This is a genomic window from Sphingobacterium sp. SYP-B4668, from assembly GCF_027627455.1.
GTDB lineage: Bacteria > Bacteroidota > Bacteroidia > Sphingobacteriales > Sphingobacteriaceae > Sphingobacterium.
On sequence record NZ_CP115483.1, the window covers coordinates 2,269,855 to 2,285,379 of the forward strand.

7 protein-coding genes are annotated in these 15,525 nt (G+C 41.5%); all 7 read left to right on the plus strand.

The annotated features are described in order from the left end of the window. Positions 1 to 188: 188 nt before the first annotated feature. The 7 genes from OQ289_RS09635 (at position 189) to OQ289_RS09665 (ending at position 15,512) form a co-directional block, all read left to right on the plus strand. Positions 189 to 2,237: a beta-L-arabinofuranosidase domain-containing protein gene (locus tag OQ289_RS09635; RefSeq protein WP_270090520.1), complete on the plus strand. Its 2,049-nt coding sequence runs from the start codon at positions 189 to 191 to the stop codon at positions 2,235 to 2,237. 32 nt (positions 2,238 to 2,269) lie between these two features. Continuing rightward, on the plus strand, positions 2,270 to 4,117 hold the full coding sequence (locus OQ289_RS09640) for a glycoside hydrolase family 2 protein (protein WP_270090521.1): 1,848 nt from the start codon (positions 2,270 to 2,272) through the stop codon (positions 4,115 to 4,117). A 108-nt stretch (positions 4,118 to 4,225) separates the two neighbouring features. After that, complete coding sequence (locus OQ289_RS09645) at positions 4,226 to 6,697, plus strand: glutaminase family protein (protein WP_270090522.1); 2,472 nt, start codon at positions 4,226 to 4,228, stop codon at positions 6,695 to 6,697. Positions 6,698 to 6,819: 122 nt separating this feature from the next. Further along, complete coding sequence (locus tag OQ289_RS09650) at positions 6,820 to 7,872, plus strand: acyltransferase family protein (protein WP_270090523.1); 1,053 nt, start codon at positions 6,820 to 6,822, stop codon at positions 7,870 to 7,872. Between the two features lie 1,007 nt (positions 7,873 to 8,879). Next, positions 8,880 to 10,337, plus strand: a complete 1,458-nt coding sequence (locus OQ289_RS09655) for an IPT/TIG domain-containing protein (protein WP_270090524.1) — start codon at positions 8,880 to 8,882, stop codon at positions 10,335 to 10,337. A 19-nt stretch (positions 10,338 to 10,356) separates the two neighbouring features. After that, positions 10,357 to 13,446 (plus strand): SusC/RagA family TonB-linked outer membrane protein, encoded by a 3,090-nt coding sequence (locus OQ289_RS09660; RefSeq protein WP_270090525.1) that lies wholly within the window; start codon positions 10,357 to 10,359, stop codon positions 13,444 to 13,446. A gap of 11 nt (positions 13,447 to 13,457) precedes the next feature. Further along, positions 13,458 to 15,512 (plus strand): RagB/SusD family nutrient uptake outer membrane protein, encoded by a 2,055-nt coding sequence (locus OQ289_RS09665; RefSeq protein ID WP_033564618.1) that lies wholly within the window; start codon positions 13,458 to 13,460, stop codon positions 15,510 to 15,512. Positions 15,513 to 15,525: the final 13 nt, after the last annotated feature.

The following is a 15,525-nucleotide window of genomic DNA, read 5'->3' on the forward strand; positions in this document are numbered from 1 at the left end:
ATTATTGAGATAATTCGACAGGTTTGTAAGGTGTACATACCTTATTTTTGGGTAATCAATTATAGCATTATATTCCCTTATAGATATAACGAGATTATAGAAATCTTTCAAGTCTATGAAAAGATATCAATTGTCATCGGGAAATAGGCTCTACTCAATCAGAGTTTCAATAAACACACCGTAAAAAAATGAAGATAAAAAAAATTGGATTATTAGTAAGTTTTGTGGTTTTGTGGTCTTCTAGCCATGCCCAAATAGGGAGCGTAACGGGAGTAGATCAACTCCCTATGGATTCCAAAAGTTCAAATTATATCAACAATAGGCTTCCATTGAAGCAAAATGCATTGATAAAATTGCCTGTGGGAAGTATTGTACCACATGGTTGGCTTGGTCAATACTTAACATTACAAAAAGAAGGATTGACGGGACACCTAGGTGAAATCAGTGCTTGGCTTTCGAAGAAAAACAATGCGTGGCTCAGTTCGGACGGAAAGGGAGACTACGGTTGGGAGGAAGTCCCTTATTGGCTGAAAGGTTACGCCAATATGGGGTATATCCTTAAGGATCCGAAAATTATTGAAGAGTCCAAAGTCTGGTTGGAAGGCGCAATTCGGAGCCAACGACCAGATGGTTATTTTGGTCCGCTAATTCTACGACACAATAAGCCTGATCTCTGGGGTAATATGATTATGCTCTGGTGCTTACAATCTTACTATGAATACAGTTCTGATGCGCGAGTGCTAGATCTGATGACTAAATATTTCAAATGGCAATTGAACTTGCCAGATAGTTTCTTCTTAAAGGATTATTGGGAAAATAGCCGAGGTGGAGATAATCTTCTATCCGTATATTGGCTTTACAACCGTACCAAAGGTAATGAGTGGTTGATGGAATTAGCAGACAAAATCCATCGTAACACAGCTAATTGGAGGCAAACCGACGATTTGCCGAATTGGCACAACGTAAATGTTGCACAGTGCTTTCGGGAGCCTGCTACTTATTACTTGAAAAGCCATGTTGCTGCCGATTTGAAAGCTACTTATGACAATTTTCACTACGTGCGACAGGTTTTTGGTCAGGTGCCAGGGGGGATGTTTGGTGCCGATGAAAATGCTAGACCCGGATATACAGATCCAAGACAAGGAGTAGAAACTTGTGGAATGGTAGAGCAGATGGCTTCAAATGAAATATTACTTGGTATTACTGGAGATCCATTTTGGGCCGATCATGCCGAAGAGGTGGCCTTTAATACTTATCCTGCTGCAGTGACTGCTGACTTTAGGGCTTTACGCTACATCACAAGTCCGAATATGAGCATCAGTGATAGCCACAACCACGCACCAGGTATTGACAACAGTGGCCCATTTTTAATGATGAATCCTTTTAGTTCGCGTTGTTGCCAACACAACCACAGTCAAGGATGGCCTTATTATGCTGAGCACTTATATATGGGCACTAATGACAATGGGATTGCGGCAGTCTTGTATGCAGCGTCACAGGCGACTATACAAGTAGGCGATAATCAGACGGTCGGAATTGAACAGATAACCAACTATCCTTTTGAAGAGACTGTCTCGTTTAAGATATCAATGTCTTCCAATAGCGTAGATTTTCCACTTTACTTACGTGTCCCAGCTTGGACCAAAGGATACGAGCTCAAGATCAACGGAAAAGTGGTAGAGGTGGCTACTCCGAGTAAGTATATCAAGATTGCACGGAAGTGGAAAGATGGCGACAGAGTAGAATTGAGTATGCCCATGACGATAGAACTAAAGCAATGGACAGCTAACAGCAATTCAGTGAGTATCAATAGAGGTCCGTTAACCTACGCACTGAAAATCAAAGAAAACTATGTACAACAAAGTAGTAAAACCTCTGCTATTGGAGATTCCAAATGGCAGGAATCTGCGGATCCAGATAAATGGCCTTCTTTTGAGATTCTTCCCGCTAGTGAATGGAATTACGGATTACTGCAAGATCAATTGCGTGATGTCAGTAAATTGAAAGTTGTCAAACGCGAATGGCCTAAGGATTCATTTCCTTTTGAAGCCAATGCTGTCCCAATCTCCATTATTGCAAAAGCAAAGAAAATCGACGGATGGAGTATTGATGAACATGGGTTGACAGGCTTTTTACCAGTTAGCCCCATAGAGAGTAAAGAAGCCATAACTGAGGTCGAGCTGATTCCAATGGGGGCAGCACGATTAAGGATATCGGCATTTCCAGTAGTAAAATAAAATTGACAAATATACTAAAGACTAAAGCTTTTATGATGATGAAGAAAACCCTATTAGTTGCCAGCTTACTGATGGCTACACAACTGAATTTTGCACAGGACTGGAAACCAGCCGGTACGCGTATTTTGACATCTTGGGGGGAGAATGTGAATGTAAAAAAACCGCATGCAGAGTATCCAAGACCCCAATTGATCCGAACTGATAATTGGCAAAATCTAAATGGATTATGGAAATATGCGATCACAAGTGCCGCTACGTCCGAAATTCCCAACCAGTGGGATGGTGACATTTTAGTCCCTTTTGCAGTCGAATCAGCCTTGTCGGGCGTGGGAAAAGAAGTGGGCAAAGATAAGGCATTGTGGTACAACAATACCATTACCTTGGATAAAGCCGTAAATAAAAACAAAGTGCTTCTGCATTTTGGTGCTGTAGATTGGCAGTGTGATGTATTTGTCAATAATAAATTGGTCGGAAGACATGAAGGGGGGTTCGATCCGTTTTCAATGGATATCTCCGCTTTCTTGAAGAAGGGTAATAAGCAGGATGTAGCTATCCGAGTATGGGACCCAACTGATGATGGTCCCCAGCCGCGAGGTAAACAAATAAAGAATCCTCATGGTATATGGTATACACCTGTGACCGGTATATGGCAGACGGTGTGGGTTGAAAGTGTCCCGCAGACATATATTGCGAGTACAAAGCACACGCCGCAATTGGATAAAGGCAGCTTATCTTTTGAGGCTATGATTGAAGAAGGTCAAGCTGGCGATCAGATAAAAGTGAGAGCTTTGGACGGTAATAAGGTTATACAGGAGCAATCTGGTGAACCTAACAGTTCCTTTGAAATTTCTGTACCTGCAGCACAAGCTTGGTCTCCTACCAATCCAAAGTTGTATGATTTGGAGATTCAATTGATTCGCAAGGGAAAAGTAATCGATCAAGTGAAAAGCTATTTTGCTATGCGTAAAATCTCTATGCAAAAAGATCAGCAGGGAATCCAACGGTTGATGCTGAACAACGAATTTGTATTTCAATATGGACCGTTGGATCAGGGGTGGTGGCCAGATGGTCTTCATACGGCACCTTCGGATGAAGCTTTGAAATATGATATCATCAAAACTAAAGATATGGGTTTCAATATGATACGTAAGCATATTAAGGTTGAGCCAGCCCGTTGGTACCGTCACTGCGATAGTATTGGCATGTTGGTGTGGCAAGATATGCCTAGTGGAGATTTAGGTGGAAATCACTGGGATATGCAACCCGGTAAGATATCGGCGGGCAACCGTGATAAGGAACGTTCTGCAGTATCAGAAGGTTATTACAGAAAAGAATGGAAAGCTATAATGGAAGTCTTGCATAACTTTCCAAGTATCGTGATGTGGGTGCCGTTCAATGAAGCTTGGGGACAATTTAAGACTAAGGAAATTACCGAATGGACGATTGCAAAGGACCCTTCCCGACTTGTAAATAGCGCTAGTGGAGGCAACTTTATGGAGACGGGACACATTCTGGATATTCACAACTACCCTGATGCTGCGATGCCCGACCCATCTTTGTTTGGTGCGCATCAAGTATTGGCGCTTGGCGAATTTGGAGGTCTAGGTCTCCCTGTTGAAGGACACTCTTGGCAACAAAAAGATAATTGGGGATACCAAAGCTTTAAAAATAGTACAGAATTACTAGATCGCTATAAGAAACTCATACACGATCTGAATCGATTGATACCAATGGGACTATCGGCAGCAGTGTATACACAAACTACGGATGTGGAAGTTGAAACTAATGGGTTGATGACGTATGATCGAAAAGTGATGAAGATGTCTGAAAAGGAGTTAAACAACTTACATCAACCGCTCTATAAGGTCCCAGTAAAATAGAGTTGAAGAATCCGTGTTTTCTTGCTGCTAGATTGGCAAGAAAGCACGGATTCTCTATCATGGTTAATAATACCATTTCTCAATAGTTTCCATTTTTTATAATTTATAATGAACTTAAAATTCTTAGTAGCTGTAGCCGTTTTTTGTCAATCGTTTTCACTTTATGGGCAGGAAAGACCGTATAAAAATGATTTGCGGGCTCCAGCATTCCCGTTGGTCACTATCGATCCGAACACCAGTGCATGGTCATATAGTAATGAATTGTACGGTGATGCAGTGCGCCATTGGTCGGGCAAATCCTTTCCTTTGTTGGGTGTTATCAAAGTTGATGGCAAGTCCTACCGTTTTTTAGGAAAGGAAGAAGTCGAATTAGAACCTATTGCGAAAGTGGGCGTACATGAACGTTGGAGTGCCCCGTATACTGAGCGAGAACCTTCTGCTGACTGGACTAAATTGTCATTTGATGATTCGGAGTGGAGCTCAGGAGTTGCACCTTTCGGTACAAAAGACAAAGAACCGAATGTGAATACAGATTGGCAACAATCCAAAATCTGGATCCGCAGAGCTGTGGACCTGAATGAAGATCTTGTCGGTAAATCTGTCTATCTGGAATTTACGCATGATGACGATGCCATTATATACGTAAATGGGATTGAAGTCGCTAATACAGGTAATGCGACTGGTAAGGCCTCCCGTGTGAAGCTTTCGGCAGACGTGGTCAAGACCTTAAAAAAGGGAAAGAATATTATTGCTGGCTATTGCTATAATAGAGTAGCTAATGGATTTTTTGATTTTGGTTTGTTCTTGGAGAAAGAGGGGACCACACATTTTGAACAGGTTGCTAAGCAGGAGTCGGTTGATGTTCAAGCAACGCAGACGCATTATAGTTTCGACTGTGGAGCCGTGCGATTAAAGGTTACGTTTAGTGCACCTATGTTTTTGGACAATCTGGAGTTGACTTCTAGACCGGTTAATTACATGAGCTATCAAGTGGAATCGAAGGATGGTAAGAAACACCAAATCCAATTATATTTGGAAGCTGCGCCAAATTGGGCCTTAAACTCTCCCCTTCAGGATGCAGAAAGTAGTACATTTAAGAATGGCGCTCTTCGGTTTGTGAAGACAGGAAGTAAGAGCCAACAGATTTTAGGAAGTAAGGGGGATGATATTCGCATTGATTGGGGTTATTTTTACATGGCATCTAACCAACAAAATACACAGGCTATGGTGGGGAACAGCCACCAATTGAGGAGAAATTTCTTAACAGGGCAGAAGGGGACAACTTCAACCAGTACAGGTAGACAATTGGCACTGATTCAAACTTTTGATGTGTCCAGAACTTACCAAGATAAGGTACTTCTGGGGTATGATGATATCTATTCTATTCAATATTTTGGTGACAATCTACGTCCGTATTGGAATGAAAAAGGGAATAGCTCAATCGAAAAACAATTTGAACTGGCCCATAAGGAATATGCACAATTGTTAAAAGCCTGTGATCGTTTCGATGCGGAGCTGATGCAAAAAGCAATAGCGGTAGGCGGGACGGAATACGCTTCTTTATGTGCGTTGGCTTATAGGCAGGCGATTGCAGCTCACAAATTGGTAAAAGCGCCGAACGGCGACCTATTATTGCTGTCCAAAGAAAATGATAGTAACGGCTCAATCGGTACGGTGGATGTAACTTACCCTTCGGCACCTTTGTTTTTGTATTATAATCCGGAGTTGGCAAAGGCATTGATGAATTTTATCTTTTACTATAGTGAGAGTAATAAGTGGACTAAGCCTTTTGCCGCGCATGACGTAGGTACATACCCGCTAGCTAATGGACAGACGTATGGAGGTGATATGCCAGTGGAGGAATCTGGTAATATGCTTATTTTGACGTATGCTGTTGCGAAAACGGAAGGCAACGCTGACTATGCCAAGAAGCATTGGAAAGTATTGACCACATGGGCGGACTACTTAGTGGATAAGGGATTAGATCCCGAAAATCAATTGTGTACGGATGACTTTGCGGGACACTTTGCCCACAATGCGAACTTGTCGATTAAAGCAATTCTGGGAATTGCCTCCTACGGTTATCTAGCCGAGATGCAGGGGGATACGCAAACAGGTGGAAGGTATATAGCTAAGGCAAGAGAGATGGCTAAAAAGTGGAAAGAAATGGCAAAGGATGGCGATCACTACAAATTAACGTTTGATAAATCTGGTACTTGGAGCCAGAAGTATAATATGGTATGGGACAAATTGTTGAAGATGAAAATCTTTGATGAGGATATTCGAAGTACTGAAATCGCCTATTATCTGACTAAGCAAAATATCTATGGCCTACCTTTGGATAATCGTCAACCCTATACCAAGACGGACTGGATAACTTGGACAGCAACAATGGCTGATGATAAGCAAACTTTCGAACGCTTTATCTCTCCAGTATATCGTTTTATGAATGAGACTGTTGACCGCGTGCCGATGTCCGATTGGACATTCACGGATAGACCCAAGCGATCGGGATTTAAAGCAAGATCTGTAGTAGGGGGATATTTCATCAAAATGTTGGAGTCAAAATTAGAAAAATAGTCTATTTAAAATGTGAAGGCCTTCTACGGAGACGTGAAGGCCTTTTTTATACTATGGATAACTAAGGCATTTATCCATTCACTAATACGATTCTCTTTAAAAGTACACTTACCTATAGATATATGATCAACCAATCCAAAAAGCATTTCGAAATGTTAGATGGGCTAAGGGGTATTGCTGCAATTGCGGTGGTGCTCTTTCATTTTATGGAAATTGCTACTCCAGATTACAGTGATAGTTTTATCCCACGTAGTTACTTGGCTGTTGATTTTTTTTTCTGTTTGTCGGGATTTGTCATTGCTTATGCTTATGATGATAGAATCTCCCGTATAGGAATTTCTAAATTTTTAAAGTTAAGATTAATCCGATTACACCCATTGGTGGTTTTGGGAACCTCTATTGGGCTATTGGCTTTTGTATACGACCCGTTTAGTGATCTTACAAAATCATTTAGTCCTCTACAAAAGATAGGAATGTTTCTAAGTGGAATTACCCTAATCCCTTATCCAATCGTACCTCAGCGTTATTTTAATTTGTTTCATTTGAATCCGCCAACTTGGACACTGTTGTGGGAATATATTGGCAATGCCCTCTATGCAATCGTACTTATTCGGATATCTAAAAAAGTTCTTTGGATTTTAGTTGGTATTGGCGCTATTTTACTATGTGCCGTATCTTTACATGCAGGTTATTTGGCGGTAGGCTTTGGGGGTCATGATTTTTTGTCTGGAGGAATTCGACTGTGGTTTTCCTTTTTGATGGGAATTTTGATCTTTCGATCTCGATGGATGTTGCCCAATATGATGTCATTTACTGTTTTTGCCTGTCTATTATCACTTGTGTTTTTTGTACCATATTCAGTAGCTTACGGAAAGTTTATCGATCCAATAATTGTTGTTTTCTATTTCCCACTTCTCGTTGCTCTAGGGAATGGCAATCGCCTCTTGCAGGGAAATAGAATTTGTCGTTTTTTGGGTGATATCTCGTACCCACTTTATATTATTCATTATCCCGCCATATGGATTTTTATGAGCTATGTGGAGAAATTTAAGCCTGGGATGTTGGAAATGACAGCTATAATCGTAGTAGGTACATTCTTACTCCTGGGATTATCTTATCTTGTGCTACGCAAAATTGACGAACCTGTCCGAAAGTACTTCCGGGACCGGCTTTAACATATAGGGTTTCCGCCACTAGTTCTATACATCTATTGAGACATATACCCCTGTTTCTTTAGAACAATATGTAGAGTGTAGACTGTACTCAATTTTTTTCCTTTCTCTTTTCTTTACAACCTATTTTTTTTAGGTTGGAAAATACGGCCCAATCTTACTGCCGTATATCATGAAATCCCATATATACATCTCAATTTTTTAAATTTTCGTTAATCATATGCTGTACACTTGGATTGTACGTATTTCCTGATGTTTCAATAATTCTCTTGGGTTGGGCCCAGAAAGGGGGGCTGTAAGATGTCTTAGCGGAAATATATTGGTGAATCGCTTTTATGGTGCTTATTATGATACGAATACGCATACGATTGAGATAATTCGATAGTATCGATTTTTTTACAATTCTTAATTTTGATTAATCAATTATAGAATTAGACCGTTAGATACACAAGTAGATTTTAGATACTTTGACAGCGATTTTGCAACGAACAATCTAGCATGCTCCGCAAATCTCTAAAAATTTAAGTCGATAAGAACTGGAATTTTACAGAAAAAGCATGTTATATCACGAATAGTTTGGGTGGTATGAATTGTACAAATTGTTGAATGGAAACCTAAAGTAATAGCCGCTACAAATCACGAAGATTTCGGTAAGCCGTACTCTCGAATTTTTTAACCAAAAAGCTAATACCATTTAGCTTAAATATAAATAATCAATTATGACAATGTTAGTACGAAACTTTTCTTTGATAAGGGTACTGTCTAATCGTTCAAATGCGGATACCGGGCAAAAAGAGCAATTATTAGTCACGCCGCCGTGATTTGAGATTTAGATCGTATGCTGAATTTTCAGAATCTACGAAATGCATATACCGCTTATTCGAGCGTAATATGGGGGTACTGTATGAAATAGTATCTGCTAAAAACTAATCGACAATTAATGAGCGAGGATAATGTCACGCTACATTATAAATACACCAACTAGAACACGCTAACCAGAAATTATAATTATGAAAACTACACATGTGGTAAAAAGCAATAATGGCTTCCTGCGTAGAATATTGTGGGCCTTTGTTGCACTTAGTTTAGGCTTTGTAGGGTGCAAGGATGACAGTCAGCAAGTCGCTGATGCCTTACCTTTTGACCCCTCGAAACCAGTCGTCGTGTCTGATTTCAAACCCAAAGCGGGAGGAATGGGGCAACGCTTAGTGATTTATGGCCAAAATTTTGGGAATGATCTCGCAAAAGTGTCGGTATCTATAGGAGGAAAAGAGGCGAAAGTCATCAATGTGGAAGGGGAATCCTTGTACTGTTTGGTACCGAGGCAAGCTTTCGGTGGAAATATAGAGGTGCGTGTCGGAGGCCAAGATAAAGTAGTGGTAGGTAAAGCCGAACAACTTTTTGACTATCAACGTAAAATGGTGGTATCGACTATCATCGGGTATCGGAATGCTAGAGGTGACGAGCCTTGGAAAGACGGAAAATTTAAAGATCCGGATGAGACAAAGATGGCGAGCGGATTTTGGGAACCCTCTTTCCTGAAATTTGACCCAGTCAACCCAAAGCACTTGTGGATGACATTTGATAATAATAATGGGCTCTATCTAATCAATTTTGCAGATAGTACGGTAACTAAGAAGCGTTCTGACTTTGACCGTCCGCGGAGTATCGACTTTACGCTTGATAGTAAATACATGATCATTGCAGAAGATCGTGGCGGAGAAAATGACCGAGCTACGTATCGCTTATCGAGAGATCGAAATTGGCAAGATAGAGAAATCCTGACTACATATAGGCAGTGTAATGGTGCATCCGTCCATCCAGTGAATGGTGAAATGTACTTCAATAGCTACGAAAAAGGACAGTTTTTTCGCTTTGATTTAAACAAGTATTTTAATGAAGGGCTTGGTGTCAAGGATTATGAGACTTTGTTCGTGGTGCATGATCCGCAATGGGAATATAAAATCATGATACATCCTACCGGAAACTACGCCTACATCGTGGTCATCAACCAACATTATATCCTCCGGGTAGATTATAATTGGGACAAGAAGCAGTTCAATCAGCCATACTTGGTCTGTGGCCAACTTAAAGGAGCGGGTTATGAAGATGCAGTAGGTTCATCCGCTCGTCTGCGGAATCCATATCAGGGGGTCTTCGTGAAGAATCCTACATATGTGGCTGCAGGTAAGACGGATGAATATGATTTTTATTTTACTGATCAACAGAATCATGCTATTCGCGTACTGTCTCCTGACGGGAGTGTGAATACTTTTGCTGGAAGAGGGAGCTCGAGTATCAACGCAAACCCATACGGCTATGTTGACGGTGATTTACGGCAAGAAGCACGGTTTGATCGACCATCGGGCATAGCCTATAATGAGGCAGAAGGCGCATTTTATATTGGAGACCAATCGAATCGTCGCATCCGCAAGATTGCTTTTGAAGAAATGGATGAAAATAAATAACGCACAATCAGTGATTTTCATGATGAAAAGAATTTTAATAATATGTATGTTGCTTCTCGGTGCGACTTTTAGCGCACTGGCGCAAGAGATTGTCGAAGTAACAGGTGTCGTAACCGATGCCCAAAAGGAACCACTAGTTGGGGTTAGTATTTTTGTGACCGATGCACCAGGTTTAGGTACTGTTACTGACAATAATGGTAGATATAAAATTAAGATAGAGCAATACAAGAAATTGACTTTCTCCTATCTAGGGTATGAAAAGCAAGAAATACTTATAAAAGATGGTGTTACGGTCAACGTCACACTACAGAAATCAGAAATGAGCGTGTTGGACGAGGTTGTGGTGACGGGAACAGGTACTCAAAAGAGGCTGACCGTGACCGGAGCAGTGACCACCGTAAATGTAAATGATCTGAAATCCAACCCGACTTCGAGCTTGTCTAATGCCTTGGCCGGAAATGTTCCGGGTATAATGGCAATGATGCAATCAGGCCAACCTGGGAAAAATATCTCGGAATTCTGGATTCGCGGAATTTCGACGTTTGGGGGTGGTACTGGAGCATTGGTATTGGTCGATAACATAGAGCGTGATATCAATGAAATCAATATTGAGGATATAGAATCGTTTTCTGTACTGAAAGATGCCGCTGTTACAGCTATTTATGGGTCTAGAGGAGCAAATGGAGTTATTCTCATCACGAGCAAAAGAGGTAAAGAGGGGAAGATTGACATTAATTTCAAAGATGAAACTATTTACAATACTCGAACGATTACGCCGGAATTCGAAGATGGGGTGACGTATGCAAGGTTGTTAAATGAATCGCGGGTCACTCGCAATCAGGCTCCCATCTATCAAGATGAAGAACTGGAAATCTTGAGATTGGGTTTAGACCCAGATTTGTATCCCAACGTGAATTGGCAGGATCTCTTGCTTAAAGATGGTGCAATGACCTATAGGGCCAATCTCAATATGAGTGGCGGTGGGGCAACAGCTCGTTATTTCGCTTCTGGCAGCTATGTAGAAGAAGGAGGGATGTATAAGATTGATGAAACGTTAAGGAATGATTACAATACAAATGCAAACTATAAACGTTGGAACTATCGCCTCAACACAGATTTTAACATTACCAAAACAACTGTGGCAAAACTGGGTATTGCAGGTGCTCTGGGTAAGCGTAATAGCCCAGGATTAGGTGATGAAGATTTTTGGGGGGTGTTGTTCGGATATTCACCTATTCGTACCCCAATTATGTATTCGAATGGCTATGTTCCTGCCATTGGGATCGGAAACCAAACCAATCCTTGGGTGGTGGCTACACAAACTGGATTTAACGAACATTGGACAAATAATATACAAACCAATATATCCATCGAGCAAAACTTTGATTTTATTACAAAGGGACTTCGTGCTAGAGGAATCTTTGGATTTGATACAAATAATAAGAGCAATATACATCGTCGTAAATGGCCAGAGCAATGGCGAGCTGAGCGAGCTCGGGATGAAAACGGAAACCTCATATTTACACATGTATCCGATCCTAGCGAATTGTATCAATACAGCACGGCGGAAGGTGAAAGACGAGAGTTTTTGGATTTGATGTTCAATTATGACCGAAGTATCGGTAATCATAACGTAGGGGGAGTGGCTAGATTCACACGTGATGCGCTGGTCAAAACGGTAAATGTTGGTGACGATATCAAAAACGGTTTGTCCCGACGAAATCAGGCTTTGGCTGGACGGGTGACCTACAATTGGAAAAATCGTTATTTTACAGATTTTAACTTCGGATATACGGGTTCTGAGAACTTCTCTTTGGGACAGCAATATGGCTTTTTCCCTGCATTCTCAGCAGCTTGGAATGTGGCAGAGGAGTCGATAGTCAAAGAGAACGTCCTGTGGATGAATATGTTTAAAATCCGCTACTCTTGGGGCAAGGTGGGTAATGATCAGCTGAAAATTGGTAATGATTTGGAACGCTTTCCTTACCTCTATGCGATTGGAAGTGGAGGTGGCTATCAGTGGGCAGACTATGGATTTAATAGATCTTACGATGGGATGAGGTTTACTCAGGTAGCTTCTCCATATGTAACTTGGGAGATGGCTACCAAGCAGAATTTAGGTTTTGATATTGCGCTTTTTCACGATAAGGTTATTGCTAATTTGGATTTCTTTAATGAGGAGCGGACAGGGATTTATATGGAGCGGAGATTTTTACCTGAGATTGTGGGGTTGGAAAGCACTCCTAGAGCCAATGTCGGCGCTGTGAGATCTCGAGGTTTTGATGGACGCTTTGAGTACAAACAAAAAATTGGGGAGGTAAATCTTACCGCTAGAAGTAATATCACTTATAGTAAGAACACTATTATGGAAAGGGATGAAGAGAATAATGTCTATGGTTATCAGAATGAAAGAGGATTTCGTGTAGATCAAGCCAAGGGTTTAGTTGCTTTAGGCCTATTCAAAGATTATGACGATATCCGTAATAGTCCAACTCAAACTTTTGGCAACTACCAACCTGGAGATATTAAATATAAGGATGTGAATGGTGATGGTGTAATCAATGATGGAGATCGGGTACCTATTGGTGCGACCAGACGACCAAACCTTATTTATGGAATAGGGGCTTCTGCTAGTTGGAAGGGGTTGGATGTAAATATCCATTTGCAAGGGGCAGGCAAATCTACTTTTTTCACATATGGAAAGACGGTGTATGCGTTCAGTGAAGGAGAGTGGGGACAAGTAATGAAGGGGGTAATGGGCGAAAATCGTTGGATATCTGCTGAAATCTCTGGAGATCCAGCAACGGAGAATCCTAATGCTTCTTATCCGCGCTTGAGTTTTGGTCCAAATCCTAATAATTTTAGGGAATCTACATTTTGGCTACGAAATGGTCAATATCTCCGTCTCAAAACAGTAGATATTGGCTACTCGATTCCGAAACATTTAGCTAATAGAATCAAAACCAACAACATTCGAGTATTTTTTGTTGGGAGTAATTTGCTAACCTGGTCAAAATTCAAGCTTTGGGACCCAGAACTCGCGAGTCCAAGAGGCGAGGACTACCCGTTGCCTAAATCCTTTACATTGGGCTTAAGTATTAACCTATAAATCGAACAAAGATGCAAAAGAAAATATATTTCGTGGTCTTACTTGTGCTTTGCACCCACATCATTACTTCCTGTAAAAAAGATTACTTGAAGTCGGACCAATTTTTTAAAGATCGAATAACGATTGAGAAAGTATTCAAAAGCAAGGTTTATACCGAACAATGGCTAGCGCATGTATATGAAGAGTTTAAGGGCATCAATGCTGATGTGGCGAGTAAGGGCCTTACTCCACATAATTTTGCGGACGATATGTACTATGGTGATCGGGATAAGGATTATGATCCTTCGAAAAACGAACTCTCCTACAACATGTTCAAAATGGGACTTTACACCGAGAATGATAAGCAAGGTACTTGGACACAATGCTACAGGGGGATTCGTAATGCAACGACATTCATTCAGAATGTGTACATGAATGTAGAAATGAGTCCAGTAGAAATTGAAGACTACAGAGGGCAAGCGCGTTTTGCAAGGGCTTACTTATATTGGCAATTGCTTCGGAAGTATGGCCCCATTCCACTGTTGCCAGACGAAGGGATTGACTATACCGAAAGCTATGACAATATCGCTACCGCGCGTAGTACTTATGAAGAGTGTGCAACCTATATCAGCAATGAAATGTTGCAAGCCGCCAAAGAAATGCAAAAATTAGGCATGAATCGAGGGCAGGATGGCTCCGCTCGTCCCACTTGTGGAGCAGCGTTGGCTACTCGGGCCAAAGTTTTGCTATATGCTGCAAGTCCGCTTGCCAACGGAAATACGTCCAACTTTGCCACAAGACTAGTCGATGATTCAGGTAAGCGCTTGCTTTCTGCCGATTATCAAGAGGAGAAATGGGCCAAAGCTGCCGCAGCTGCTAGGGATGTCATTGAGCTTGGTGTGTATCAACTTTATTGGGTTCCAATCCAGGAAACCGGTCAAGATGCTACGGTAATACCACCAAAGGATAATAACTTTTCAGAAAAGAGTTGGCCAGCTGGTTGGGCAAATATTGATCCGGCTAAGTCTTACGCACAGGTTTTTGATGGTACATTGCAAGCGTCGGGAAATCCAGAGCTGATATTTACTAGAGGTAACAATCAGCAAGGAGAAGGGATAGATGCGATGGTCATCCACCAACTACCGCGATCGGCTACAGGCTGGAATACACATGGGCTTACCCAAAAGTTAGTCGATGCTTATTATATGAACGATGGAAGGGATGCGCCGGGAAAAGACAACGAAATCGGTCGTGGCAATGGCACCGAACGGGTGAAAGGTTACGTAAGCAAAGAAGACTTTGATGCAGGTAAATACAAGCCGCTTAGAGAAGGCGTATCTCTGCAATATGCAAATCGTGAGCCTCGTTTTTATGCTTCAGTAGCTTATAATGGCAGTTTTTGGACACTCTTAAATGAAACTCAGGAACGAAATCGTAATCAACAGGTATTCTATTATCGGGATGACAATCGAGGTAATGGCTTTAATTCGTCCAACGCGTATTGGTTACGTACTGGGTTTGGTGTTAAGAAGTTCGTACACCCAAGCGATACCTATGAAGGAGGAAGCGCTGCACGTGTAATTCCAAAAGCCGAGCCTGCTATTCGTTATGCAGACATTCTGCTTGCGTATGCCGAAGCGCTGAATGAACTTGACGGATCTTACAATATCCCTTCATGGCGTGATGGAAGTTACGCTATCAGTCGAAATATCAGTGAGATGCAAAGAGGTATTCATCCTATTCGTATTCGAGGGGGAGTACCTGATTATCCTACTACGGTATACAGCAGTAAAACGGAGCTACGTAAATCCTTAAAGCGCGAACGCTTTATTGAGTTGATGGGGGAAGGGCAACGCTATTATGACTTGCGCCGCTGGATGGATGCCCCGGTAGAAGAGGCATTGCCTGTCTATGGATGTAATGTGCTGATGAACGGAAAGGAACGTGATCTTTTTCATCAACCGGTGGCGGTATGGGCGCTCAAAACTACTTTTGCAGATAAGATGTGGTTTTGGCCAATCAGTCATAATGAGCTTAAACGAAATAAACGTTTGACACAAAATCCAGGATGGACGTATAACGATTAAATAGCGAAACTTG